Here is a 24897-nt window from a genome sequence, read left to right on the forward strand (position 1 = left end):
AACATTTGATGAGTTCATCGTATTTTTAAATTATGTTCCTTAGTTTGAGTAAGCATCTATTTTTTGTATCGTCCTTTGAATTCTAAAATTATGGTCTGTTTATTTATAGAAAAATTTAATGTGATACACAACTGCATTAAAGTCCCTGTCGTGAGGAATGATTCATCTAAAATGCGCTTTGGGGGTTAATTTCAGTTTTAAACATTGAAGGAAAAGCATAAAGGGGGACTTTTTTTAATTTAAAAACAAACAGCACACATTATGGCTTATAAGATTACCTTATTACGAGAAAAAGCTCCCTAACTTATATTTTAGTGATTTTTATGGCCATTAAGTGCTCACATTAGAGTGCTATTCTTAAAAAGGAACAAAAAATGAATCATACAAATGACTCGTGCATTTCTTTTAAGAAGAGATTCCCTTAAAAATCCTATTCCCTTGACTTTTATTCGGGAATCCCTAACCCATTAAAACATGAATAAAATCAATATATTATATAGATAAAAATTAAGAGATGGTACGCCCAAGGGGAATCGAACCCCTGTTTCCGCCGTGAAAGGGCGATGTCCTAACCGCTAGACGATGGGCGCAAACCAATGATGAGGCTTATAGAGAGGATCTTTTTACTTCGCAAGCCCTCTGTATCATTTTTTTGAAAAAAAGTGTGTTTTATTGAATAATTTTTGAGTGTCTCTATGTTGGGCTCATTTTATTTGCTAGAATTTTTTGTAACAAAAATATAGAATTATCATGAGTGATAGAGAAAACTTTAATGTCAAAATTTATACTTAATAAATGAGATCATCGTTTATTTTCAGTTTGAAGGTGTAGGTAAAAATGATCATAACAGCATTTTAAAGATGTTTATTTTTTGCATATTTCATTCATTTTGTCTCATGCGTGCACATGGGGAATATTCTTTAATTTGCTTGAGAGAGATTTTATAAAGAAAGCTGCTTACTTGAGTCTGTCATAAAGAAAAAATAGTACAACTTATGAAGTGGAAAGCCAATCTTGATGAGAAAGTTAGCAAAATGGTACGAATCAGACAAAAATTTTCAAGCTATCGACTCTTTCCAATTTAAAAAACTAAAAAGTCATAATGATAAAAATGAAAAATATTGAGGGAATTTTTACGAAATATCTTAAAAGTTATTTTTCTCAACTTCACTTTGTTCATGGCTGTAAGAAATTTAAATGCTCTTTAATTTTTTTTCTTAAATAATTGAAAATATTCTTTAATTTGCAAATGAATCAGTACCGATAAAGGGTTGGTATAGACTTTTATTATTTTAATTTATTCGTTTTTCAAAGAGATAGAAATAAGTTGCGGTAAAATACTCGAATTTTGCAAATTTATTCTCAATATTTATAATGTTTTGGAATTATGTTGTGTACATAAGTTTTTGTTTTTACTTTAATTAAGATTCTGTTTTGATGCAGAAAAGCGTTAAGAATTTTGCATTAAAGAATGATAGTTCAAGCTATATAATGGTAGGAAGGAATGTGGTACTATTTACTGATCTACTTTATTGTGTCCATTCTCTTAACGTATCATATGAAAGAATGTTTTTTGTTCAATATTTTTTGATTTGGAAGAGATATTTTTATGTATTTTTCCAAGTTTTCAATATCCTTTAACGTTTATTGCCTTTAACGTGTTATTGATTGTGTTTTAGAACTTTTTTTCTCCTTTGTTGATAGAATTTAAAATTTAATCTTTATAAAAAGTTTTTTTGATTAAAAAACAAGGCAATTTTTTATGGCAACTTATAGCTATCAGTTTTGAAGATTTTTATTCTTTAAATGAGTATCTTACAAAGATTCTGAAATATTTGAAGAAAATAAATATTATATTTTTAGGAATTTTTCTTGAATAAATGGGGATAATTCTATTAGAAAAAAATTAAAATGAAGAGAGCAGGGGATTTTTTTGTCCTGATAGATATTTAAGTATTTTTTATGTTGATAGGCACATCATTTTAGCGATTTTTCAAGTAAAGATAGGGATCAGTGGTTAGATAATGGCAGAAGCTTTAAAAGTTGGCGTTGCGGGACTTGGTACCGTTGGTACTTCAGTTGTTCAAACTCTATGTGAAAAAGCGAATAGTTTGGCTTGTCAATGTGGGCGATCCATCAAAGTCGTTGCTGTAAGTGCACGTGATAAAAGCCGTGATCGTGGAATTGATCTTAGTAATATAAAATGGTTTGCTTCACCTCTGGGGATGGCTGCCTCTGATGAAATTGATGTTTTTGTTGAGTTAATTGGTGGTGAGTTGGATATTGTATATACCGCTGTTAAGAGGGCGCTTGAGGCAGGACATCATGTTGTGACTGCCAATAAAGCTCTTCTTGCGCGACATGGGGTAGAGCTGGCTATACTTGCAGAACAAAAAGGTGTTTTTCTTCATTTTGAAGCCGCTGTCGCAGGAGGAGTTCCTGTTATTAAAGCAATGAGAGAGTCACTTGTCAGTAATCACATATCGCGGATTTATGGTATTCTCAATGGAACCTGTAATTATATATTAACACGCATGTTTACGGAAGGTCTTTCATTTAAAGATTGTTTAGCAGATGCACAGAGGCTTGGTTATGCTGAAGCAGATCCAACTTTTGATATTGAGGGAAATGATACGGCTCATAAATTAGCTTTGTTGACAAGTTTGGCATTTGGAACCACTGTTTCATTGGATGATGTTTATGTTGAAGGAATTCGTAATATTTCACAAATTGATATCCGAGCGGCTGATGAGTTGGGGTATCGAATTAAGCTTTTAGGGGTTGCTTTAAAAACGGATTCTGGAATAGAGCAACGCGTTCATCCAACAATGGTTCCAACATCCTCAATGATTGCACAGATCAATGGTGTAACCAATGCCCTTTCTATTCAAAGCGATTTATTAGGTGAATTATTGTTTTCTGGTCCTGGCGCTGGAGGAATGGCAACAGCATCAGCCGTTATTGGTGATTTGGCTGATATAGCAAAAGCACGTTCTGGTTTTCATTATGCACCTGTTTTAAGACGTCCAGCCTTAGAACTTTCTCCTCATAAAAAAGCACGTATTTCAAATCATGCAGGAGGGTATTTTATTCGTTTAAATGTTCATGATCGTGCTGGTGTTTTTGCGGCGGTTGCAAGGCATATGGCTGATCATCATATTTCATTAGAGTCGATTGTTCAAAAACCTTTTGTGGAAAATCAGATTGAAAAAACGATTATCTTGATCACGCATGAAACAACAGAAGTCAATGTACGACAGGCACTTGCAGAAATTGAAAAAGATGGACATCTTATTGCAAAGTCTCAATTCATTCGTATTGAACGTGTGGCAGAGAATTGATAACTTATCTTGATTGAAGACAAACTTGAATAGTTTTATCTCTTGTAGAAAGTTTTCATTTTTGCCAAAAGCCTTATTTTTAAAGCTCAATAAAGACTCGTGTTTTTTCTGGTATTCATTCGGTAGGATTTTTTCATATGCTCACAACTCAGAAGATTTTAAATGGACTTGATCGTATTTTGACACTCGAATTGGTACGTGTCACAGAACGTGCTGCTGTTGCTGCTGCACGTTGGCGCGGACGTGGCGATGAAAAGGCTGCGGATCAAGCTGCTGTAGATGCAATGCGGCAGGAACTTAATCGATTACCTATTGAGGGTACAGTGGTGATTGGTGAAGGTGAGCGGGATGAAGCGCCTATGCTCTATATTGGAGAAAAAGTAGGTCTTCAAAATGGAATGGCGATTGATATTGCACTTGATCCCCTAGAAGGGACAACTCTTTGTGCTAAAAATCTTGCCAATTCTTTGGCGGTGGTTGCAATTGCTGAAAAGGGTAACCTTCTTTATGCTCCGGATGTTTATATGGACAAAATTGCTATTGGTCCTGGTTATCCAAAGGGAGTGGTCGATATTGATGCTTGTCCTACCGATAATATTCACGCTCTTGCAAAGGCTAAAGGAGTCACTGTTAATCAGATCACTGTTTGTATTATGGAGAGGCCTCGTCATGAAAGACTGATTGATGAAGTGCGAGCGACAGGGGCGTCGATTCGTTTGATTGGTGATGGAGATGTTGCTGCTGTTATTGATACAACGAACTCAGAAGAAACAGGTATTGATATCTATATGGGGATTGGTGGAGCCCCGGAGGGTGTTTTAGCGTCTGCTGCTTTGCGCTGCATTGGAGGACAGATGCAAGGTCGTTTGTTGCTTGATACAGAAGAAAAAATTGCTCGTGCAGCCAAAATGGGAATTAGTGATCCCAATAAGGTCTATACAATGGAAGAAATGGCAAAGGGTGACGTTTTGTTCTCAGCAACAGGGGTGACAGATGGTAATATGCTTTCTGGTGTTAAATTCACGCCTCGCTATATTCAAACGGAAACTCTTGTCATGCGTTCCCATACGGGCACAGTCCGTAATATTAAAGCACAGCATAGAGATCATTCAAAATTTGATTAATTTTTTTCATCCTTAAAAAATAAAGAGATTATTCTTTAATACGTAAGCTTCCATGAAGGTTATATTCATGGAAGCGTTTATAAATATGAGAATATTGTCTTATTATGAGAGCTGGACAGAATGCACCCAGCCATTTGTATCTTCTATACTCCCTTTTTGAAGACCAACCAATTGTGTTTGAAGTTGTTTTGTAACTTCTCCAACTGTTTCATTTCCGATAATAAATTCTCCTCCTTTATATCTAAAACGGCCGATTGAGGTAACAACGGCAGCGGTACCACAAGCAAAGACTTCTTTAAGATGTCCACTCTTTGCATCTTCTTGAAGTGTTGCAAAAGCATAAGGACGCTCTTCTATCGTTAATCCCATTTGTTGAGCCAACTGTAAAATTGAATGACGTGTTATTCCTGGAAGGATAGTTCCATTAAGGGGAGGGGTTAGGAGTGTATTATTATCCATAATAAAGCAGACATTCATGCCACCAAGCTCTTCAATCCATTTATGTTCAACCATATCAAGGAAGAGGACTTGGCTACAATTGTTTTCAGTTGCAGTTTTTTGTGCAAGTAAGCTGGCTGCATAGTTACCTCCACATTTGGCAGCACCTGTTCCTCCTGGACCAGCACGACTATACTCTGTTTCAATCCAGACGCTAACAGATTTTTCTTCTCCTTTGAAATAGGATTCAACTGGAGAGGCAATGATACAAAAAAGATACTCTTGAGAAGGACGAACGCCCAAAAAGTTTTCATTACCAAACATAAATGGACGGATATAGAGGCTAGCATTGGGATAATCCGAAACCCATTTTTGATCAATTTTTACGAGTTGATGAACAGCATCGAGAAAAATATCTTTTGGTAATGCGGGCATGGCTAACCGCTGTGCTGATTCTATAAGTCGTTGTGCATTAGCATCAGGACGAAAGAGTAAGATACGTCCATCTTTTGCACGATATGCTTTTAAACCCTCAAAAACTTCTTGTCCGTAATGCAAAACGGTACTTGCTGGGTTAATTTCTAACGCTTTATATTGAGAAATAACGGCGTTATGCCAGCCTTTGTCTTTAGTCCATTGAATAGTACACATGTGGTCTGTAAAGAATTGACCAAAACCAGGATTTTTTAGAATTTCTTCACGTTTTTCTTCTGACAGAGGTGATGGGTGCTTTTCTATTTTAAAGGGAAGTGACGATAGGGGAGATTTCATAAGAAAAACCTTTTGAGACTGTTTTATTTTTTATTAAACAAAAATAATGAGATATTTTGATTATAACTCTATTATTAGCAAATCCTTTGTGTCAATATTTTATTACAGAGCTCAAAGGGAAGTCTTATAAAGTTTAAAAGCTATGGTAGATATTTTAATTTTATTTTTGACTCTTTTCCCAGCTTTATGAGCAAACTGGAACCTTTATCTCTCTTTATCGTTTTTTCAAAATAAATGCCTGAATAATTTCATATATGCATATTTTCTAGAAATTTAAAGGTAAGGGAATTGAGAAAAGGAATCCACTATGATTGATAAAAATTATCACACATATGAAGAACGTATGGCAGCAGAAAAAAAAGATCATGAACAGCGTGTATCAGTCGCTAAGGGTATTTTTGCTATTCTTCTTGCGCTTGTTATTATCTGGTTTATTTTTGGTTTTTTAGGATCTTTTTTTGCAAAATCTCCTGAACATAGTTCGCGTTATAATATTCCGGAAACAAATCACACCGTCACACCCCCCCAAAAAGATTTAAATTCATCCCATCCTGTACCTTATACCTATAAGGAAACGCAGTGATTTTTTCGTAAACATAATCTTTGTAGATAAGGCGAAAATCGACGTAGATTAAAAAGATAAAACCAACGCGAATAGATCAACAAAAAAGACTGAGATTATTTTAATTTCTACAGTTTTCGATCAATAATTAGTTGAAATACATAGCCTTGAAATCAATCATGCAACGGTTATTAAAACTGTTGCATGATTAGTTTAGCGTGTGATAAAGCAACTTCCACCAGAATTTTTAATGGTTTCACAAAGGTTTATGGCTTCATTACGATTCGGTGTTTGAATACGAATACGGTAATAGGTTCCTTTTCCTGGTATAAAAGCCGGTTGAATATTTAAAGGACGGTTACCGATAAGGAATCCAAATTTAGATCTCATATTTTTTAAAGAATCTCTAGCCAATTCATGCGTTGGTTGAGAGGCAAGTTGCACATAATAACTCTCTGAATTTTGTGATGTGACTTTGTTTGGTGATGTGGGACGAGAGGCGACGTGCGTTTCGACTTCTGCATTTCTTTCGGCATGAGAAGGTATTGGGATAAATTTTTCTTCAATATCCGCATTAGAAGTGTTTTCAGCGATTATTTTATCAATATTATTTTTGAGATCATATTCTATTTGGGGGTCGTTGCTATCGGAATTATGCGACGAAACAACCGATGAATCTTGAAAATCATCAGGAGTTTGATCAATGTTTTCGGCAGATTGAGCAGCAATTTTGCTCTCTGTTTGATGTACAGGAGCAAGTGTTACTGTACCATCTTTATTGACAATAACGGTTCGTACTTCTTGCGTAGGAACAGTATGATTGATGGCTTGTGTGACAGCATCTTCAACATCAGATTCATTTGAAGAAGATGATGAGAAGTTTGGAGCTTGTTCTGAATTTAACGCTTCTAAACTTTCAGGTTGTTCAGAGTTATCAATAAGAAATTTTTGTGTATTTTCTTGTTTCTCATTTTCTCCAGATGTTTGTTTATAGATATCTAAATTATGAGCAACATCATTTTTCGTTTCAGTTGTTTCTGGTTTAAATTTAAAAGGTGTATCATCAGCGTGGATAATGATTGTTTCTTCATTTTTTTGTGAGGACATAAAAAAGTGAGAATAACCAGCAACTCCAACGGCTATTAAAATAAGAAGAAAAAGTCCTTTGATGAAAATTTTACCAAAAATAGAGCTTTTAAAGGGAGGAGGTGCTGAGCGATGTGTGAGATCTTCATTCGAGCCTGTGTAGGATGAATTCTCACTAAAAGAGGGAGAATTATATTCCATATTGGCAGTAGGAAAATAGTCGGCATTTTGTTCTTTAGAGTTTATATAAATACCTTCTTTTGAATTTTGTATAGTTTGATGAAAAGCGTCATCTTTCTGTTGTTTTTGAGAAAAGTTGTCTGTTGAGACATTTCCAACATTGAGGACATCAGCAAACTCTTCTTCTAAACCACCACTCGTTGGTACATCATATTCTGGGGCTTCATAAGGGACTTCTGGAACCATAATAGGGCCAGTTTTTTCCACAATTTCCTCTGAAAATTTATAAGTATCAACATTGGGAGGGGGAGTATTTCTGTGTGTATAATTATGGGCAAAAAAGTTATCTGTTTGTTTTGTGTTAGGAGAGTCTGATGAGGAAAGAAACTCATCTAAATTATTCTCATTATATGAAGTTTCTCTGTTTAGGTGAGAGACATTTTCAACCTTATTGATATATTGGGTTTGAGCCTCATTATATGTTGGAACATTTTCGCTATAAGTTTCTTGTTGTGAGAAGGGATCTTGAAAAAAGTGGGGATAATTGGTTGTATGATCTTCTTGTGAAGATTCCTTTAAATAAGACTGTTTATCAACATGTGTAGAATCTAAAGGTGCGGCGAAGTCACTTGTTGTTTGATTTCTTGCCACATTTTGTCTCTCTGATACAAGGTTGGAAGATGAGAAAAATTCATTTTCTTTTGAAGAAGAGGAGGCATCCGTATAATTGCTTTCGGTCCAATTTTCTTGTGCCGCTGAAATCTTATAGGGATGGTTTATGGAAGTATCATAGAAGTTTTGATTCTCATCATAAGTTTGTTGTATATTCGCGGACTCAGGCTGTTGTGAGGTTGTTTGTGAAAAACGATTAGTTTGTTCGACAGTTTCTGTTGCATTTCTCTTATTTTCGCGCCTTTCAGATTCATCAAAGGAGAAATTTTCTGATTCTGATGGTGAAATAGGATTATTTTTTTCAAAAAAAGGATCAGGATTGGTTGTTGTCGTTTTCTGTTGGGGGGGTTGATTCTTTTGGATTGGTAATGGAGAAAGGGCATCTAAAATTTGTTCTTCATCATGGCTGGGTGATGAAGAATACTTCTCTTCAGACAAATTATTTTGTTTTAAATGGTTGAAAGAACCAGTTTGTGCAATATTTGAGGCTGGTACGTTGCTGGTTGCGTGTAAGTCCCATTGTTTTTTTTGATCATCAAAGGGTAAGTCGTGCGTTAAATTATTTTTAAGTTCTTTTTCTAAAAACGACAAATCAAAATCATCATCCTGCGATGATGCTTTTAAATGAGATGTTGAATGCTCTGTCTGTAAAGAAGAGTGCTCACTTTGGCTTTCGCTTTTTTTAGTGGGACTAAAAATGCGCGTAAGTCTTTCTAAAGGATCATGGTGTTCATGATCGTGCTTTGTTTCGTGCAAATTTTTGCGATCGTTATCGCTCATAGCTTTTCTCACATGATGATTTGCACTGACGTGCAATCAATGGTTAATTTTAATCTGTTATATTAAAATTATAAATTTTCCCCCTCTCATGCAAGGATACATGAAAAAGTTTATCAATAAAATATCTATTGTAGGTATTTATAGAACTTTTTCAACGCATTTCTATTGGGGCTTCGACTCCTATGATGGTAAGTCCTGATGATAAAATATTGATAACAGCTTGTATCAATCCTAATCTTGCAAAGGATAATTCTTTATCATTAGGCTGAATAAAGCGTAAATTAAAGTTTTCACTTCCTTTATTCCAATGGGTGTGAAAGCAGGAGGCAAGATCATAAAGATAAAACGCTAATCGATGGGGTTCTTTATGAACGACGGCTTGTTCAATGATACGTGGATATTCAGAAAGTTTGCGTATTAATAATATTTCACTATCATCTGTTAGTCGATGAAGATGGGGGATCAATGTGTCCTTTGAAAAGCCTTCAATATGAAATGCTTCTTGCGCTTGACGAAAGACTGAGTGGCAACGTGCACTTGCATATTGTACGTAAAAGATGGGGTTATCTTTTGATTGTTCTGTTACTTTTGCAAAATCAAAATCAAGAGGTGCTTCACATTTGCGGTATAACATCATAAAACGCACAGGATCACGACCAACTTCCTCGACAACATCCCGTAGAGTAACAAATGATCCTGCTCTTTTTGACATACGTACGGGTTGACCATTGCGAAAGAGTTTGACCAATTGACATAAGAAAACACTTAATTTGGCTTTATCCCCAGCAATTGCTTTTGCCATGGCCTCTAATCGCTTTACATAGCCAGCATGGTCTGCGCCTAGAATATAAATCATTTCATCAAAATGACGGTTAAATTTATCCCGAAAATACGCAACATCTGCAGCAAAATAAGTATAAGAGCCATCAGATTTGACTAAAACACGGTCTTGATCATCACCAACATTTGTTGAGCGAAACAACGTTTGCTCGCTTGGTTCCCAATCTTCCATGTTTTGCCCTTTGGGAGGGGGGAGTTTTCCTTTGTATATATAACCATTTAAAGTAAGATCATTAATGGTGTTACGAATAGCAAGGGCATTATCTGCATAAAGCATTCGCTCAGAGAAAAAGATATCATGGTAAATATTAAGGGCAGCCAAATCCTCGCGAATCATGGACATCATTGCCTGAATTGCTCGTTCTTTCACGATGGATAAGGCTTCATCTTTATCCATGGTGAGGAGTTGGTCACCAAACTCTTGAGCCAGCGATTTCCCTAAGGGTATCAAGTATTCTCCAGGATAAAGCCCCTCTGGAATTTCATTAATTTTTTGTCCAAGAGCTTCACGATAGCGCAACAGTACAGAGTGAGCAAGGACTTCGATTTGTTGACCAGCATCATTGATATAATATTCTTTCGTAATGTTATAGCCTGTAAATTGCAGCAAATTAGAAAAAACATCTCCAACAACGGCTCCGCGGCAGTGTCCTACATGCATGGGGCCTGTTGGATTTGCTGAGACATATTCAACATTGACGCGTTTTCCTTGTCCCATGGGGAGACGACCATAAGAAAGGCCTAATTCAAGCATAGATTTTATAGCATCTTGCCAAAATAATTTTGTAAGCTTGATGTTGATAAAACCAGGACCGGCAACATCAATATTCTCAATAGAGGAATCATTTTTAAGTAGTTCTATGATTTTATCTGCAAGTGCACGGGGCCCCATCCCAATAGATTTTGCAAGCACCATAGCAGCATTGGTTGATAAATGACCGTGAGAGGAATCACGTGGGGGATCAACGGTGATTTTGGATAAATCTAGATCTTCTCCGTTTTTTCCTTTTATATCGGATAATTCAATTGATCTTTTAATTTTTTTTCGAAGTTTTTAAAGATATTCATATTGAGCTTCCATGATGATGCCAAAAGCCATTAAACGAAATGATCTTTATGGTCAAATAAACGATGATATTCACGTAGAGCATAGTGATCAGTCATACCGGAAAGAAAGTCAGCAATTAGACGTGCTAACTCTTGATTTTTTAAGTGCTCTGCTTTTTTGCACCAACTTTCAGGCATTGTATCTGAATTTTCATAATAACAATTGAATAATTTTTGTACAATGCATTTTGCAGCATTGCGACGACAGAGAACTTCTTCGTGGTAATAAAGATTTTTAAAGAGAAAGTTTTTTAGTTCTTTTTCGTAAACGGTCATTGACGGTGAAAAGGTAACAATGGTTTGTTTTGCTTGGTGAATATCGTTTATGCTGGTTGGTTTGATGCGTGCTAAGTTTTCGTGTGATTGCTTGATAACATCTTCGACCATGGTTGTTATTTGTCTTCGTACAAGTGTGTAACCGCGTCGTGCTTGATCCAGGTGAGGATGCTCCTCTGTTATCTCTTTCAATATTGCTGCTGTGAGTGAAACGTGTTCAAATTGATCGAGTGTTAAAAATTGCGACCGTAAGCCATCATCAATATCATGGGCATTGTATGCGATATCATCTGCAATCGCAGCACATTGCGCTTCTAGTCCTGCAAAACAATCGAGTGCAAGATCTTGCTTTGCATTGTATTCTAAAATATCGTTAGGAACCTCTTTATTTTTTGTGTGAGGACCTAAAAGGGGGCCATTATGCTTTACAAGTCCTTCAAGGGTTTCCCATGTAAGGTTGAGGCCATCAAAATTTGCATAGCGCTGTTCTAGTTTTGTAACAATGCGTAAGGCTTGTGCATTATGATCGAAGCCGCCATAATGCGCCATGGCTTCATTGAGAGCTTCTTCTCCTGCATGGCCAAAGGGCGTGTGCCCAAAGTCGTGGACAAGAGCAATGGCTTCAGCAAGATCTTCATCAAGACAAAGGGTACGGGCGAGTGTTCGTGCAATTTGAGAAACCTCTATGGAATGGGTAAGACGGGTACGATAATGATCGCTTTCATCAGCAATAAACACTTGCGTTTTATGTTTAAGACGTCGAAATGCATTAGAATGGATAATACGATCTCTATCTCGTTGAAAGGGTGAGCGTGTAGAGCTCATCGTCTCATGGAATAATCGACCACGGCTTGTGTGCGGATGAGCACTGTAGAGCGCTCGAGATTGGTAATTGAAGTTGATCGTGCCTATATCCATTGCAAGCTGTCCATTATCATCTTAAAATTAAGAGTGGTTTATGATGAATAAATTCCTCTTTATAATGTGGGATACTCTTTCTTGATGGTTTAATGCAAGGATATATAAAATGAATGTAAAAATTTCAGATGTTGCTGCTAAGCAAATTGTACAGATACTTTTGCGTGAACCCGAAAAAATAGCTTTACGTATTTCTGTTGAAGGGGGTGGGTGTTCTGGTTTTTCTTATAAATATGACTTGGTTTCTGAAATAAGTAAAGATGACCTCGTTCTTAAAAAAGAAGGGGCAACAGTGCTTATTGATTCACTCTCACTTCCTTTTATGGAAGGAGCTGAGATTGATTTTGTTGATGACCTTATGGGGCAGTCTTTTCAAATCCATAATCCCAATGCTGTTTCATCGTGTGGTTGTGGTGTAAGCTTTTCAATTTGAGAGTGGGGGCTTTGTGATATTGTTTCTTGAAAAAAATATCATGGTGGTCAACAATGTAAAAATGGCTAGTCTTATAAAAATAGTGCACCGATGTGTGCGGTTATGCATGTTGCTTAATTTATTGATCTGGAGCTCCTATGCTTTTTGTGAAGAAGGAGTAGATCAGCAGCAGGGACAATCACGGAGTTTTATTGTAAAGTCCCAAGAGCCAGAAAAAGAGAATTTAGCATCTCAGGCACAACTCATTTTAAATGCTCAATTAACAAATAGTCGTCAAGATATTGAGAAAGGGCTTGTCTGGCGGGTTTATGCTCCTATTCTAGGGATTGATAATAAATTACCATTAGTAGCAACCTATAAGGGGGGAAGTGCACGTTTTGATCTTGAGCCTGGAAGTTATCTTGTTCATGTCTCGTTTGGTCATATGAGCGCTGTGCGTCAGGTTCGTTTAGAAAATGGGCAGAGTCTTGTGAAAAACTTTCGCCTTGAGGCTGGGGGGCTTATTTTAAATGCGACATTGCTCAATGGTATCATCAATGAAAAGGAATTACGTTTCACAATCTATGAGGATGAAAAAGAAAATGATGATACGGGGATAGTTTTATCAAATGTTAAACCTCAATCCGTTGTGCGCTTAAAAGCCGGCCGTTACCATGTTGCTTCCCATTATGGTGCCATTAATGCAACGGTGCGTTCGGATATTCAAGTAGAAGCTGGTAAAATGACAGAGGTTACCCTTGAGCATCAGGCGGCTCAAATTGTTTTAAAGCTGGTACGACAAGAAGGAGGAGAAGCGCTTGCAGATACGAGTTGGTCTCTTGCCAATGATTCTGGTGATATCGTTTATGAAACAGTTGGTGCTTATGTTTCGCTCGTCTTAGCGGAGGGAGAATATATTGCCATTGCTAAAAATAAAGATAAAATTTATCAAAAGGTTTTCTCTGTCGTTTCTGGTCATGATGAAGATATAAGTGTGGTGGCGAATGAACAAAATATGCAACGCATTGATGAAGATACAGATTGATCGTTTTTTATGGGGATAAATTATGATGAGAGATGAGAAATGGGAGGCGTTTTGATTGAAATTTCTACGGTTGGTGTGTTTTTTGCTGGGGCACTCTCTTTTTTATCGCCATGTGTTTTGCCATTAGTTCCTCCTTATTTATGCTATATGGCAGGGGTTGGTATTGATGATTTTCGTGCAGAAAAGCGTGATGAGAAAGTCTTTATACGGTGGGCTTTATTGTCTTGTGTTATTGCTTTTGTTTTGGGGTTTACCACTGTTTTTGTTGCCTTAGGTGCGAGTGCAAGTACAATTGGTAAGTTCATCGGTTATTATCGTGATTGGTTTGCCCTTGCTGCTGGAGTGATTATTATTATTTTCGGTTTAAATTTTTTAGGGCTTTTCAAGATTAATTTTTTATTTCGTGAAGCACGTTTTCAAACCCATAAAACGCCGGCAGGTCCTTTAGGCGCCTATGTTATTGGTTTAGCTTTTGCCTTTGGTTGGACACCGTGTATTGGTCCTATTTTAGGGCCTATTATAACGCTTGCTGGAACAAAAGAAACTGTGGGAGAAGGGGCTATTTTATTAGCAGTTTATGCGTTAGGTTTGGCTGTCCCTTTTGTGTTAGCAGCTTTATTTTCGAGTCATTTTATGCGATTTTTAGCTGCTTTTCGTATTCATTTAGGAAAAGTTGAAAAAATTATAGGTGTTTTTCTTATTCTTACAGGGATTTTATTTTTAACAGGCTCTATGCAGGATCTTTCATTTTGGCTTTTAGAACATTATCCTTCATTGAGTTATGTTGAAGATATTCGTTGGCACGATATTATGAACTTTTTTGGATTTTCTCATTAGTCTTGTGTGTTTTTATGGTTAGAAGTTGTCTTTCTATTGTTCTTGCTGCAGGTGAGGGGACGCGTATGAAATCGTCTCTGCCTAAGGTGCTTCATAAAATTGCTGGATTGCCCCTTATATGCCATGTTCTAAAACAAATAGAATTGGCAGGCTCTTCACAATTAGCCGTTGTTGTGGGGTTTGCTGCTCAAGAAGTTGCATATGTTGTTCAGTCATTTGCAAAAGATGCGATGATTTTTGAACAAAAAGAGCGTTTAGGAACGGCGCATGCTGTTTTATCGGCGCGTTTAGCTTTGCAAAAGGAAGCAGATGATATTCTCATTGTTTTTGGGGATACGCCTCTCATTCAGCAAGATTCATTGCACCAAATGCGTGTACAGCTTGCTGATGGAGCCGATGTTGTTTTTGCAGGCTTTCATACTCAAGATCCAACGGGTTATGGGCGTCTTCTTAAGCAAAATGGTCAATTGATCAAAATTATAGAAGAAAAAGACGCGAGCAATGAAGAAAAAAAGATTTCTTTTTGTAATGGGGGAATCCTCGCTATGCGTGGAAAACATGCACTTTCTCTTTTAGAGAAGGTTGATAATAACAATATGAAAAAAGAATATTACTTAACAGATATTGCTTCTCTGGCAACACGTGAAGGTCTAGATGTGCGCGTTGTTGAAGTCCCTTTTGAAAATATTGTAGGAATTAACAACTGTCTTGAGCTTTCTGCGGCTGATTCTTTGTGGCAAAAACGTAAAGCGCGCGATTTGATGTTGTCTGGTGTGACACTCTTAAAACCAGAAACAGTCTATTTTTCTTATGATACAGAAATTGAACCAGGGGTGATCATCGAGCCGAATGTTTATTTTGGATTAGGCGTGCAAGTACAATCTGGTGCTGTTATTCATGCATTTAGTTATCTTGAAGGTGCTGTGGTTGGTCAAGATGCACAGATTGGTCCCTATGCACGTTTGCGTCCTGGAACAGAGTTGGCGAAGTCTGTAAAGGTTGGAAACTTTTGTGAAGTCAAACAAGCGAAAATAGGAGAGGCTTCTAAAATCAATCATTTAAGTTATATTGGTGATGCTGAAATTGGTGCACATACCAATATTGGAGCCGGTACGATTACCTGCAATTATGATGGATTTAACAAATATAAAACCACGATTGGTGATCATGCTTTTGTTGGGTCTAATACGGCACTTGTTTCCCCATTAGTGGTAGGGGATGGTTCTTATATTGCTTCAGGAAGTGTTATTACTGAAAATATTCCTATGAACAGTATGGCTTTTGGGCGTGCACGACAGGTTATCAAAGAAGGCTATGCAACAAAATTTCGGGCGCGCTTGTTAAAGAACAATTTATCAGAAAACAAACAGAAAAAATGATCATTTTTAGTCGATTTCTTTGTTTTGTATTGATCTAACGAGGGATAGGAGGTTTGTTCTTAAAGATGCCGTACTCCATGTTTGAATTATTTTATTATTTATCGTTTTAAATAAAGGTTGTTGGATTATTTTATAAAATTTAAATCTTAAGATGTGGGTTGGAGCTTTTTAATGTGTGGAATTATTGGAATTCTTGGAAAGAGATGCGTTACGTCCTCTTTGGTTGAGGGATTAAAACGTCTTGAATATAGAGGGTATGATTCATCTGGGGTGGCAACAGTCCATAAGGGGCATCTTTCTCGTGTCCGTGCTGAGGGGAAGCTTGTTCATTTAGAAGAAAAATTAAAAAAAACACCTCTGGAGGGCAGTTTAGGGATTGGCCATACCCGTTGGGCGACGCATGGCGTTGCTGTTGAACGCAATGCGCATCCTCATGTAACGGAAAAGCTTGCGGTTGTTCATAATGGGATTATTGAAAATTTTGTAGAATTGCAAAAGGAACTCATTGAAGATGGTTATATTTTTGAAACAGAAACGGATACAGAAATTATTGCGCATTTAATAACGCGTGCATTAAAAAGTGGTCTTTCTCCACAAGAAGCCGTGCGTACCAGTTGGAAAAGGTTGCAGGGCGCTTTTGCTATTGCTCTTATTTTCGAAGACGAAGATAATCTTATGATTGCAGCTTGTTCTGGTCCACCGTTAGCCATTGGCTATGGAAAAGATGAATTTTTTGTGGGTTCAGATGCTATTGCTTTGGCACCATTTGTTGATCATATTAGCTATCTAGAAGATGGGGATTGGGCTGTTCTCACACGGGAAGGTGTCACAATTTATGATGGAGACAATCAACCGGTAAAACGTCCTGTGACAACCTTACTTGAAGGGGCTTTATTGATTTCTAAAGGAAATCATCGTCATTTTATGCACAAGGAAATGTTTGAGCAACCTGAAGTGATTTCTCATAATTTGGCGCATTATCTTGATCTTGGAAATTATACTGTTCGATCTTTTGAGAATTTGATTGATTGGAAAAATATTCATAGGCTTGTTTTTGCGAGTTGTGGGACGGCTTATTATTCAACCTTAGTTGCACGCTATTGGTTTGAGAAATTCGCCGCTTTAAGTGTTGATAATGATGTTGCATCCGAGTTTCGTTATCGTGAACCTCCTATAACATCTGATGTGTTATCGCTGTTTGTTTCTCAATCTGGTGAAACAGCCGATACATTGGCTTCTTTGCGGTATTGTCGTGAGCGGGGGGTAAAAACAGCAACAATTGTCAATGTTGAGCAATCAACAATGGCAAGAGAAGCTGATTTTATTCTCCCAACACTTGCCGGACCAGAAATTGGGGTTGCTTCAACAAAAGCTTTTACCTGTCAATTGGCAACACTTGCTTCACTTGCGCTTAGTGCTGGAAAGCAACGTGGGTGTCTCTCAGCCTCAATGGAAAAGCAATTGGTTCAACAGTTGGCAGAAATTCCCCGTATTTTAAATGAGGTTTTAAAATTAGAAGGAAAAATTGAATCTCTTTGTCGTGATTTGGTGAATGCAAAAAGTGTTCTATATCTAGGACGGGGAACTTCTTATCCGATTGCTTTGGAAGGAGCCCTGAAACTGAAAGAGCTTTCTTATATTCATGCTGAGGGGTATGCGGCAGGTGAGTTAAAGCATGGACCCATTGCACTGGTGGATGAAACAATACCTGTTATTGTTGTCGCACCTTATGATCGATGGTTTGAAAAGACTTTTTCTAATATGCAAGAAGTGGTAGCACGCAATGGTCGTATTATTTTTATAACCGATCAAAAAGGAGCTGAAGCAGCTTGTTTGAAAACTTTATCAACGATTACTTTGCCAACTGTTCCAGAATTTATAGCTCCTATTATTTATGCGCTTCCTATTCAGTTAATTGCTTACCATACGGCTGTTTTATTGGGAACAGATGTTGATCAACCGCGTAATTTAGCCAAATCAGTCACGGTTGAATAAAAATAGATTGCATTTTTCTCAATTTGGGGAGAATAATCAAGTATAACAAATTGATTTATAATGATCGTTTATTTTTTCCGCTGAATAAGAATATCGAAAACAGAATTTTTTATTTCAAATTTTTGATGATAGAATGAGAAATATTCTGTCAAAAAACGGATCAGAGAATATAAGGGTAAAAAGAATACAGTATGCTTCTATTCTAAGAAAATACATACCTTTTTTGTTGCTTGTAACTTAACATCCACATCTCGTGCAGTTTCATGTTTGAGATACATATTACAGTCGGATAAGAGTTCTATTGGTTATTGCAGCTTTTGTATGCCAGAGAGGAATAGTGCGTCTTTGTTATGGGTAATATTTGAAACGGGAAGACATCCTCATTTGAGGAGAATATAAAGCCATAAAGATTCAAATCAATTTTTATCCTTATCATCACCTTTAATTTAGCTTTACAGCCTTCAAGAGGATCTAAAGAAATATCTTTAAAAGAATGGAGATTATGCCTTGCTTTACGCTTTTGTTTCTTTAATGGGGGATGCCCCTCAAGAAAAATAGATCGTTCCAAACGGAATCATATTTGGATTGCATATCCACGCACTTGTTTAAAAGAGACGTCTCTTAAGGGTTCCAAGCCCACTTTGCGACAGCCGTCTATAAGGGGTATATCGTAAGGATCCATCGAACACTACCGTCTTTAGGCTTGTGAAGGAGAAAATCAACAACACCACGCGAACTTATTACAGCGCCCAATTTTGTCATAGCCCTTGGCACTTTAGACTCTTCATAAGAGGCATGTTGAGTACTTTCTTGTACCAATTTTTAACTTACAGACTAGCTTCGCTTGTGGTATGCACCTAAATGGTTTTGATTGATTCAATACGGAACAGATTTGAGATGAGAAAATTCTACGGTATTCAAGCTTCTCATTTAATATCAATAGCGTTATATTATTTTTATAAATCAATATGCTAACCTTTTAATGCAGCGTAATCCAGATAGGGAGAAAAATGCCGCTGTGGGCTTATTCTTCTTTCATGAGGCATGAATGGTGTAGGGATTGCGTTAGGCCATTTATGAGTGATACTAAGAAAGAAAATCATATTTGAAGAGAGGTATTTTTATTTTTTATCAGAGAGTTTTTGTTATCCTGATCGTAAGAGGTGTGCAGCGTCATCATGTCCGAAAAGATAAAGGAGCAACCGTAGAGCTTGGCCTCGCTCAGAGGAAAGATGAGGATCACGTTGTAAGCATAAGCGTGCCTCCTTCCTTGCCATTGATAAAAGATTACTGTGAACGGCAAGGTTTGCTATATGAAACTCAGGGACGCCGGATTGTTTCGTGCCCAAAAGTTCTCCTTCGCCTCGCAAGCGCCAATCTTCTTCAGCGATTTCAAAACCATCTTCTGTGTTGCGGATAATATTAAGGCGTGTTGCTGCTGTTTTAGTCAGTGGATCTTTATAGAGCAAAATACAGGAAGATTTTTTATCGCCTCGTCCTACACGTCCACGCAATTGGTGCAATTGTGAAAGGCCAAAATGTTCTGCGTGTTCGATGATAATAATCGAGGCATCCGGAATATCCACGCCCACTTCAATGACGGTGGTTGCAACTAAAATACGTGTATTTCCGCCCTTAAAAGATTCCATAGCAGCTTCTTTTTCTACTGTAGACATTTTGCCATGAATCATCCCAACGCAAGCTCCAAAGCGCTCATGGAGAAAGGCAAAACGGTTTTCAATTGAAGTGAGATCAAGAGCTATTGATTCCTCCACTAAAGGACAAATCCAATAAAGTTTTTCTCCTTTTTCGAGTGCAATGGCGATTCGTTCTATAAGCTCATGAATACGTTTCAAAGAAAGCATTGCTGTCGTAATAGGCTGTCGTCCCCTTGGTTTTTCTATAATTTTAGATACATCCATGTCACCAAAAGCAGTTAAAACAAGTGTGCGAGGAATGGGGGTTGCCGTCATAACCAGCATATCCGGTTTATCGCCTTTTTCTGTAAGAGCGATACGTTGGTGCACACCAAAACGGTGTTGTTCATCGATAATGGTTAAGGCGAGATTGTTATAAATAACACTGTCTTGTATGAGAGCATGGGTTCCAATGACAATAGATACTTGACCTGATGAAATATCATTCAAGATATTTGTCCGCAATTTTCCTTTTTCTCGTCCTGTTAAAAGCGTTGTTTTTAAGCCGATTTTTTCGGCAAGAGGGGTAATGGTGGCAAAATGTTGTCGAGCAAGCACTTCTGTGGGTGCCATTAAAGCTGATTGTCCTAAATTTTCAGCAATTTGTGCCATTGCCATCAGTGCCACGACGGTTTTTCCTGCCCCTACATCACCTTGAAGCAGTCTTAGCATTGGTTCTGGTGAGGCAAGATCATTGGCGATATCCTCGACCGCATTTATTTGTCCCGTTGTGAGTTGAAAAGGGAGGACATTGAGCAATTTTTTCGTATAAATTCCTGTTGATGGTCGAGAAGTACCAACAAGAGATTTGGTTTTTAAACGCACAAGGCCTAGAGCTAATTGACAGGCGAGCAGTTCATCATAGGCAAGACGTTTGCGTGCTGTACTGTCTAAAGATAGATCATCAGGGTTAATGGGCGCATGGATGCGGTGTAAAGCAACAGAAAAGGAAGAAAAATTTTGCTGCTTTTTAATATTTTCGTCTATCCATTCCGGGATGAGAGGAATAGAATCAAGAGCGTTTTGTATGGCGCGTCTTAGTGTCTTTGCCGCGAGTCCAGCAGTCAAAGGATAAACAGGTTCAATGAGAGGAATCTGATTTGATTGTTCGCTTGGAGCAATATAGTCAGGATGGGCCATTGAAAGTTGTTCATTAAACCATTCAACTTTTCCTGATACAATAATTTTCTTCCCTTCGGGGAGTTGTTTTTTGAGCCAAAGAGGCTGAGCATGAAAAAAGACTAAATTTATTGTCCCTGTTTGATCATGGGCGATAACACGATAGGGGATTTTGTTATGGCCACGGGGTGGTGGTTGATGCTGATCGATGATAATTTCGAGCGTAACAGTCTCTCCTTCTTTTGCATAAGCAATGCTGGGACGCTTTCTGCGGTCTATAACAGAGTGGGGCATTAATTGAAGAAGATCAATAAGGGTTGCTTCACGTTGTGTAGGATTAACATTTAAAAGTTTTGTCAATAAGCCATAGATTCTAGGTGTAATACCAGAGAGCGTTCGAATAGAATTAAAAAGAGGAATAAGAAGACTTGGAGGCATGAGGAAATTTAACCTGCTCTTTTTGTTTTTTCTAGACCTTTCAAAGAGCCTTTTGGGGATAAAGTCATAAAGAGGAGATTTCTTTTACACATTAAATTTTAGGAAGAAAAATTAATATTTAAAGAGGAGTATAATGAAAGAATGCAAAAGTTAAAGTGCTCATATAAAGCATATATATTTTTCTTTTTATTTTAAGCGTTTATTTGCTGTGAATAGAAGTATTTTCTTGATAGAACTCTCTTATAAATATCAATAAAATTGAAATATTTTTCCTATGTGGGATGATGAATTTATTGCTTTAAAGTTATGGTAACTTGAAGTTTTTTCTTTAGAGAGTGCAGTGCTGTTTGGCGTTTATTTTGTAGTGGGAAATTGTGAGAGTGAAAAAAGATAAAAATAAAATGCAAGAATATAAAAATTCTCTTCCTCGTTTTATTCATTTGAGAGTGCATTCAGCTTATTCATTGCTCGAAGGGGCTTTAAAAATTCCCCAAATTATTCAACAGACGATTTCAGATCATGCACCAGCGGTTGCTATTACCGATACCAATAATTTATTTGGTGCTTTGGAATTTTCACAGCATTGTCTTTCTCATGGGGTCCAACCTATTATTGGTTGTCAGCTTAACGTTGATTTTTGTGATGAAAATGACCATTCACGTTTGGTTAAAGGACGTAATCCTTCTGATTTCTGCTCTATGGTTCTGTTGGCGGCTAATGAGACCGGTTATGCTCATTTGGTTCGTCTTGTAAGCCGTGCTTATCTTGATAAATGTGATACTGATCCTCCACATATCAAAGCGGATTGGCTGTCGGCACACAGTGAAGGCATCATCGCTTTAACGGGTGGCAAGGGAGGACCTATTAATCTTTCTTTGACAGAAGAGAAAAAAGGACGTGCTGTTGAGCGCTTAATTTATTTGAAAAAAACTTTTGCTGATCGTCTTTATGTAGAATTACAACGGCATGGTTCTTATGACCGAGGAGTAGAAGCAGACCTTATTGAATTGGCTTATGCGCATGACATCCCCCTTGTTGCAACGAATGAAGCTTTTTTTCTGAAGAGAGAAGGATATGAGGCGCATGATGCGTTAATGGCTGTTGCAGAAGGACAAATTGTCTCTAATCCGGATCGCAAACGGATAACACCAGATCATTATTTGAAGTCACAAGATGAAATGGTGACACTGTTTTCTGATCTTCCAGAAGCTTTAGAAAATAGTGTTGAAATTGCCTTGCGTTGTCATATTGCTTCTCCCATCCGAAAACCAATATTGCCTCGCTTTATAGAGCAATCTGCTGATTCACAAATTACTTTAAAGGTAGAAGATAGTGAGTTGTTAAATCAGGCTCAAGCTGGTTTGAAAATGCGGCTTGAAACAATTGGATTAGCTGAAGGGTATACAGTTGCAGATTATGAGCAGCGGCTTGATTATGAAGTTTCAGTTATTACGCGTATGCAATTTTCTGGATATTTTCTTATCGTTTCAGATTTCATAAAGTGGGCAAAAGCTCATGATATTCCTGTTGGTCCAGGGCGGGGATCTGGGGCTGGTTCACTTGTTGCTTATGCGTTGACGATCACTGATGTTGATCCATTGCGTTTTTCTCTTCTCTTTGAACGTTTTCTCAATCCAGATCGTGTTTCAATGCCAGATTTTGATATCGATTTTTGTCAAGAACGTCGCGAAGAAGTTATTCAATATGTTCAAAAAAAATATGGACGTGATCAAGTTGCTCAAATTATTACCTTTGGTAAGTTACAAGCACGTGCGGTTTTGCGCGATGTAGGGCGTGTTTTAGAAGTTCCTTATCGTCAGGTGGATTATCTGACAAAATTAATTCCTGCTACGCCAGGAAGTCAGGTGGAATTAGCGGATGCGATTAAGGATGAACCTAAATTTGAAGAGGAAAAGAAAAAAGACCCCGTTGTTGGACGCGCATTAGATATAGCACTGCAATTGGAGGGGCTTTATCGTCACGCCTCCACGCATGCCGCTGGAATTGTCATTGGAGACCGCCCGCTTTGGGAGCTAGTCCCGATGTATCGTGACCCTCGTTCTGATATGCCTGTTACACAATTTAACATGAAATATGTTGAACAAGCAGGGTTGGTAAAATTTGATTTTCTGGGATTAAAAACGCTTACTGTTTTAAAAATGGCTGCTGATTTTGTTGCCAAAAAAGGGATCAAAATAGATTTGTCAAATATTCCTCTCAATGATGAAGCAACCTACGCTATGATGGCCCGTGGTGAAACAGTTGGTGTGTTTCAGGTGGAAAGTTCTGGTATGCGCAAAGCACTGATTGGAATGAAGCCAGACCGTATTGAAGATATTATTGCGCTGGTTGCACTTTATCGTCCTGGCCCAATGGAGAATATTCCAACCTATAATGCATGCAAACACGGAGAAGAGGAAATCGCTTCTATTCATCCTAAAATAGATTATCTGATTAAGGAAACACAAGGTGTTATAGTCTATCAAGAACAGGTGATGCAGATTGCTCAGGTGCTGGCTGGTTATTCGCTTGGAGAAGCGGATTTATTACGTCGTGCTATGGGGAAAAAAATTCATGCAGAAATGCAAAAACAGCGTACGCGTTTTGTCAATGGAGCTGTTGCTGGCGGTGTTGATAAAGAGCAAGCCGATATTATCTTTGATCTTTTAGCAAAATTTGCCGATTACGGCTTTAATAAATCGCATGCTGCTGCTTATGCAATTGTTTCTTATCAAACAGCTTATATGAAAGCCAATTATCCCGTTGAGTTTTTAGCTGCTTCAATGACATATGATATGACCAATACGGATAAACTCAATGATTTTCGGCGTGAAGCATTAAGGCTGGGTATTGAAGTTATTGCACCTTCTATACAAACATCTCATCGTGTTTTTGAGGTTGGTGATAACTGTATTTATTATTCTCTTGCAGCCATTAAAGGGGTGGGAGAAACGGTTGTCGATCATATCGTTGCCAGTCGTGGGAATAAGATTTTTAAGGATTTGGAAGATTTTTGTGCGCGTGTTGATCCTCGTATTGTCAATAAGCGTGCGATGGAAAGTTTAGTGTGTGCCGGCGCTTTTGATTGTTTTAACATTGCACGTGAGGTTTTATTAGCCAATCTTGGAACGCTTCATGCACGGGCACTTCGTATTCTCGATGACAATTCGAGCGGGCAGGTTGATATATTTGGAATGGTAGGTGGATTAAAAGAACCATTAATTTTATCGCAAACAACTCCTTGGTTACCGGCTGAAAAACTTTATCGAGAATTTCAAGCAATAGGTTTTTATTTTTCAGCACATCCATTGGATGAGTATCAAGCTATTCTTGCCAAAAAACGTGTTCAGACTTGGAGTAATTTTTCCAATGCCGTTAAAGGAGGAGCAACGGCTGCAAGACTTGCTGGAACTGTTGTGGCAAAAAGTGTACGCAAAACAAAATCAGGTAAAAAAATGGGAATCATTCATTTTTCTGATGCAAGTGGACAATATGAAGCGGTTCTTTTTTCTGAAGCACTCTCGGATTATGAAGAAATGCTAGAACCCGGAAAATCTTTTATTATTACCGTGAGCGCAGAAAATCGCTCTGAAGGGGTTAGTTTGCGAATTGAGACAATTCAGTCGTTGGAAAAGGAAGCATTACAGCAGCATAAAATGATGCGTCTTTTTATAAAAACAGTTGATATGCTTCCACAAATTGAACAAAATTTAAACCTTGGGGGGAATGGAGAGGTCGGGATTATCTTAATTCAGGAAGATGGGTTGCGGGAGGTCGAAATTGCGCTTCCCAAGCGATATAAGGTCAATTCACATGTCGCAAATGCTATGAAATTAATTCAGGGTGTTGTCGATGTTGAATTGAGTTAAAGAACGGTACT

General features: G+C 37.7%; 13 protein-coding genes, 1 tRNA gene and 1 pseudogene. 9 read left to right on the forward strand and 6 right to left on the reverse strand.

Going from position 1 to position 24897, the window contains the following annotated elements; translation table 11 throughout:
- Positions 1-515: 515 nt before the first annotated feature.
- A tRNA-Glu gene (locus FNZ60_RS06605) sits at positions 516-590 on the reverse strand.
- A gap of 1434 nt (positions 591-2024) precedes the next feature.
- Here FNZ60_RS06605 and FNZ60_RS06610 point away from each other — a divergent pair.
- Together FNZ60_RS06610 and glpX are read left to right on the forward strand one after the other, a co-directional pair.
- Positions 2025-3341: a homoserine dehydrogenase gene (locus FNZ60_RS06610; RefSeq protein ID WP_142416850.1), complete on the forward strand. Its 1317-nt coding sequence runs from the start codon at positions 2025-2027 to the stop codon at positions 3339-3341.
- Positions 3342-3478: 137 nt separating this feature from the next.
- Positions 3479-4465, forward strand: a complete 987-nt coding sequence (gene glpX, locus FNZ60_RS06615) for a class II fructose-bisphosphatase (protein WP_142416851.1) — start codon at positions 3479-3481, stop codon at positions 4463-4465.
- A 102-nt stretch (positions 4466-4567) separates the two neighbouring features.
- On the opposite strand, the gene FNZ60_RS06620 is transcribed toward glpX, so the two are convergent.
- Complete coding sequence (locus FNZ60_RS06620) at positions 4568-5674, reverse strand: branched-chain amino acid aminotransferase (RefSeq protein ID WP_142416852.1); 1107 nt, start codon at positions 5672-5674, stop codon at positions 4568-4570.
- Between the two features lie 307 nt (positions 5675-5981).
- On the opposite strand from FNZ60_RS06620, the gene FNZ60_RS06625 reads away from it, so the two are divergent.
- On the forward strand, positions 5982-6257 hold the full coding sequence (locus FNZ60_RS06625) for a hypothetical protein (RefSeq protein ID WP_142416853.1): 276 nt from the start codon (positions 5982-5984) through the stop codon (positions 6255-6257).
- Between the two features lie 192 nt (positions 6258-6449).
- Here the strand turns inward: FNZ60_RS06625 and FNZ60_RS06630 are convergent, their stop codons facing one another.
- The 3 genes and pseudogenes from FNZ60_RS06630 to FNZ60_RS06640 form a co-directional block, all read right to left on the reverse strand.
- The gene (locus FNZ60_RS06630) at positions 6450-8954 is read right to left on the reverse strand and encodes an SPOR domain-containing protein (protein ID WP_142416854.1); all 2505 of its coding nucleotides are present in this window, start codon (positions 8952-8954) and stop codon (positions 6450-6452) included.
- 151 nt (positions 8955-9105) lie between these two features.
- Positions 9106-10862 (reverse strand): annotated as a pseudogene (gene argS / locus FNZ60_RS06635) (arginine--tRNA ligase).
- A 30-nt stretch (positions 10863-10892) separates the two neighbouring features.
- Positions 10893-12095 (reverse strand): deoxyguanosinetriphosphate triphosphohydrolase, encoded by a 1203-nt coding sequence (locus FNZ60_RS06640; protein ID WP_142416855.1) that lies wholly within the window; start codon positions 12093-12095, stop codon positions 10893-10895.
- Between the two features lie 109 nt (positions 12096-12204).
- On the opposite strand from FNZ60_RS06640, the gene FNZ60_RS06645 reads away from it, so the two are divergent.
- The 5 genes from FNZ60_RS06645 (at position 12205) to glmS (ending at position 17763) form a co-directional block, all read left to right on the forward strand.
- Positions 12205-12528, forward strand: a complete 324-nt coding sequence (locus FNZ60_RS06645) for a HesB/IscA family protein (RefSeq protein ID WP_142416856.1) — start codon at positions 12205-12207, stop codon at positions 12526-12528.
- 40 nt (positions 12529-12568) lie between these two features.
- The gene (locus tag FNZ60_RS06650; RefSeq protein ID WP_185913513.1) at positions 12569-13552 is read left to right on the forward strand and encodes a carboxypeptidase regulatory-like domain-containing protein; all 984 of its coding nucleotides are present in this window, start codon (positions 12569-12571) and stop codon (positions 13550-13552) included.
- Between the two features lie 39 nt (positions 13553-13591).
- Positions 13592-14389, forward strand: a complete 798-nt coding sequence (locus FNZ60_RS06655) for a cytochrome c biogenesis CcdA family protein (protein WP_142416857.1) — start codon at positions 13592-13594, stop codon at positions 14387-14389.
- 14 nt (positions 14390-14403) lie between these two features.
- Positions 14404-15768: a bifunctional UDP-N-acetylglucosamine diphosphorylase/glucosamine-1-phosphate N-acetyltransferase GlmU gene (gene glmU / locus FNZ60_RS06660; protein WP_142416858.1), complete on the forward strand. Its 1365-nt coding sequence runs from the start codon at positions 14404-14406 to the stop codon at positions 15766-15768.
- A 171-nt stretch (positions 15769-15939) separates the two neighbouring features.
- Complete coding sequence (gene glmS / locus FNZ60_RS06665) at positions 15940-17763, forward strand: glutamine--fructose-6-phosphate transaminase (isomerizing) (protein WP_142416859.1); 1824 nt, start codon at positions 15940-15942, stop codon at positions 17761-17763.
- A gap of 1145 nt (positions 17764-18908) precedes the next feature.
- On the opposite strand, the gene recG is transcribed toward glmS, so the two are convergent.
- Entirely contained in the window at positions 18909-21017 is a 2109-nt protein-coding gene (gene recG / locus FNZ60_RS06670; RefSeq protein WP_142416860.1) for an ATP-dependent DNA helicase RecG, read from the reverse strand.
- A gap of 380 nt (positions 21018-21397) precedes the next feature.
- Here recG and dnaE point away from each other — a divergent pair, with 380 nt between their 5' ends.
- Positions 21398-24886, forward strand: a complete 3489-nt coding sequence (gene dnaE, locus FNZ60_RS06675) for a DNA polymerase III subunit alpha (RefSeq protein WP_142416861.1) — start codon at positions 21398-21400, stop codon at positions 24884-24886.
- Positions 24887-24897 lie beyond the last annotated feature (11 nt).

It is taken from the genome of Bartonella massiliensis, assembly GCF_902150025.1.
GTDB classification, from domain to species: Bacteria; Pseudomonadota; Alphaproteobacteria; order Rhizobiales; family Rhizobiaceae; genus Bartonella; species Bartonella massiliensis.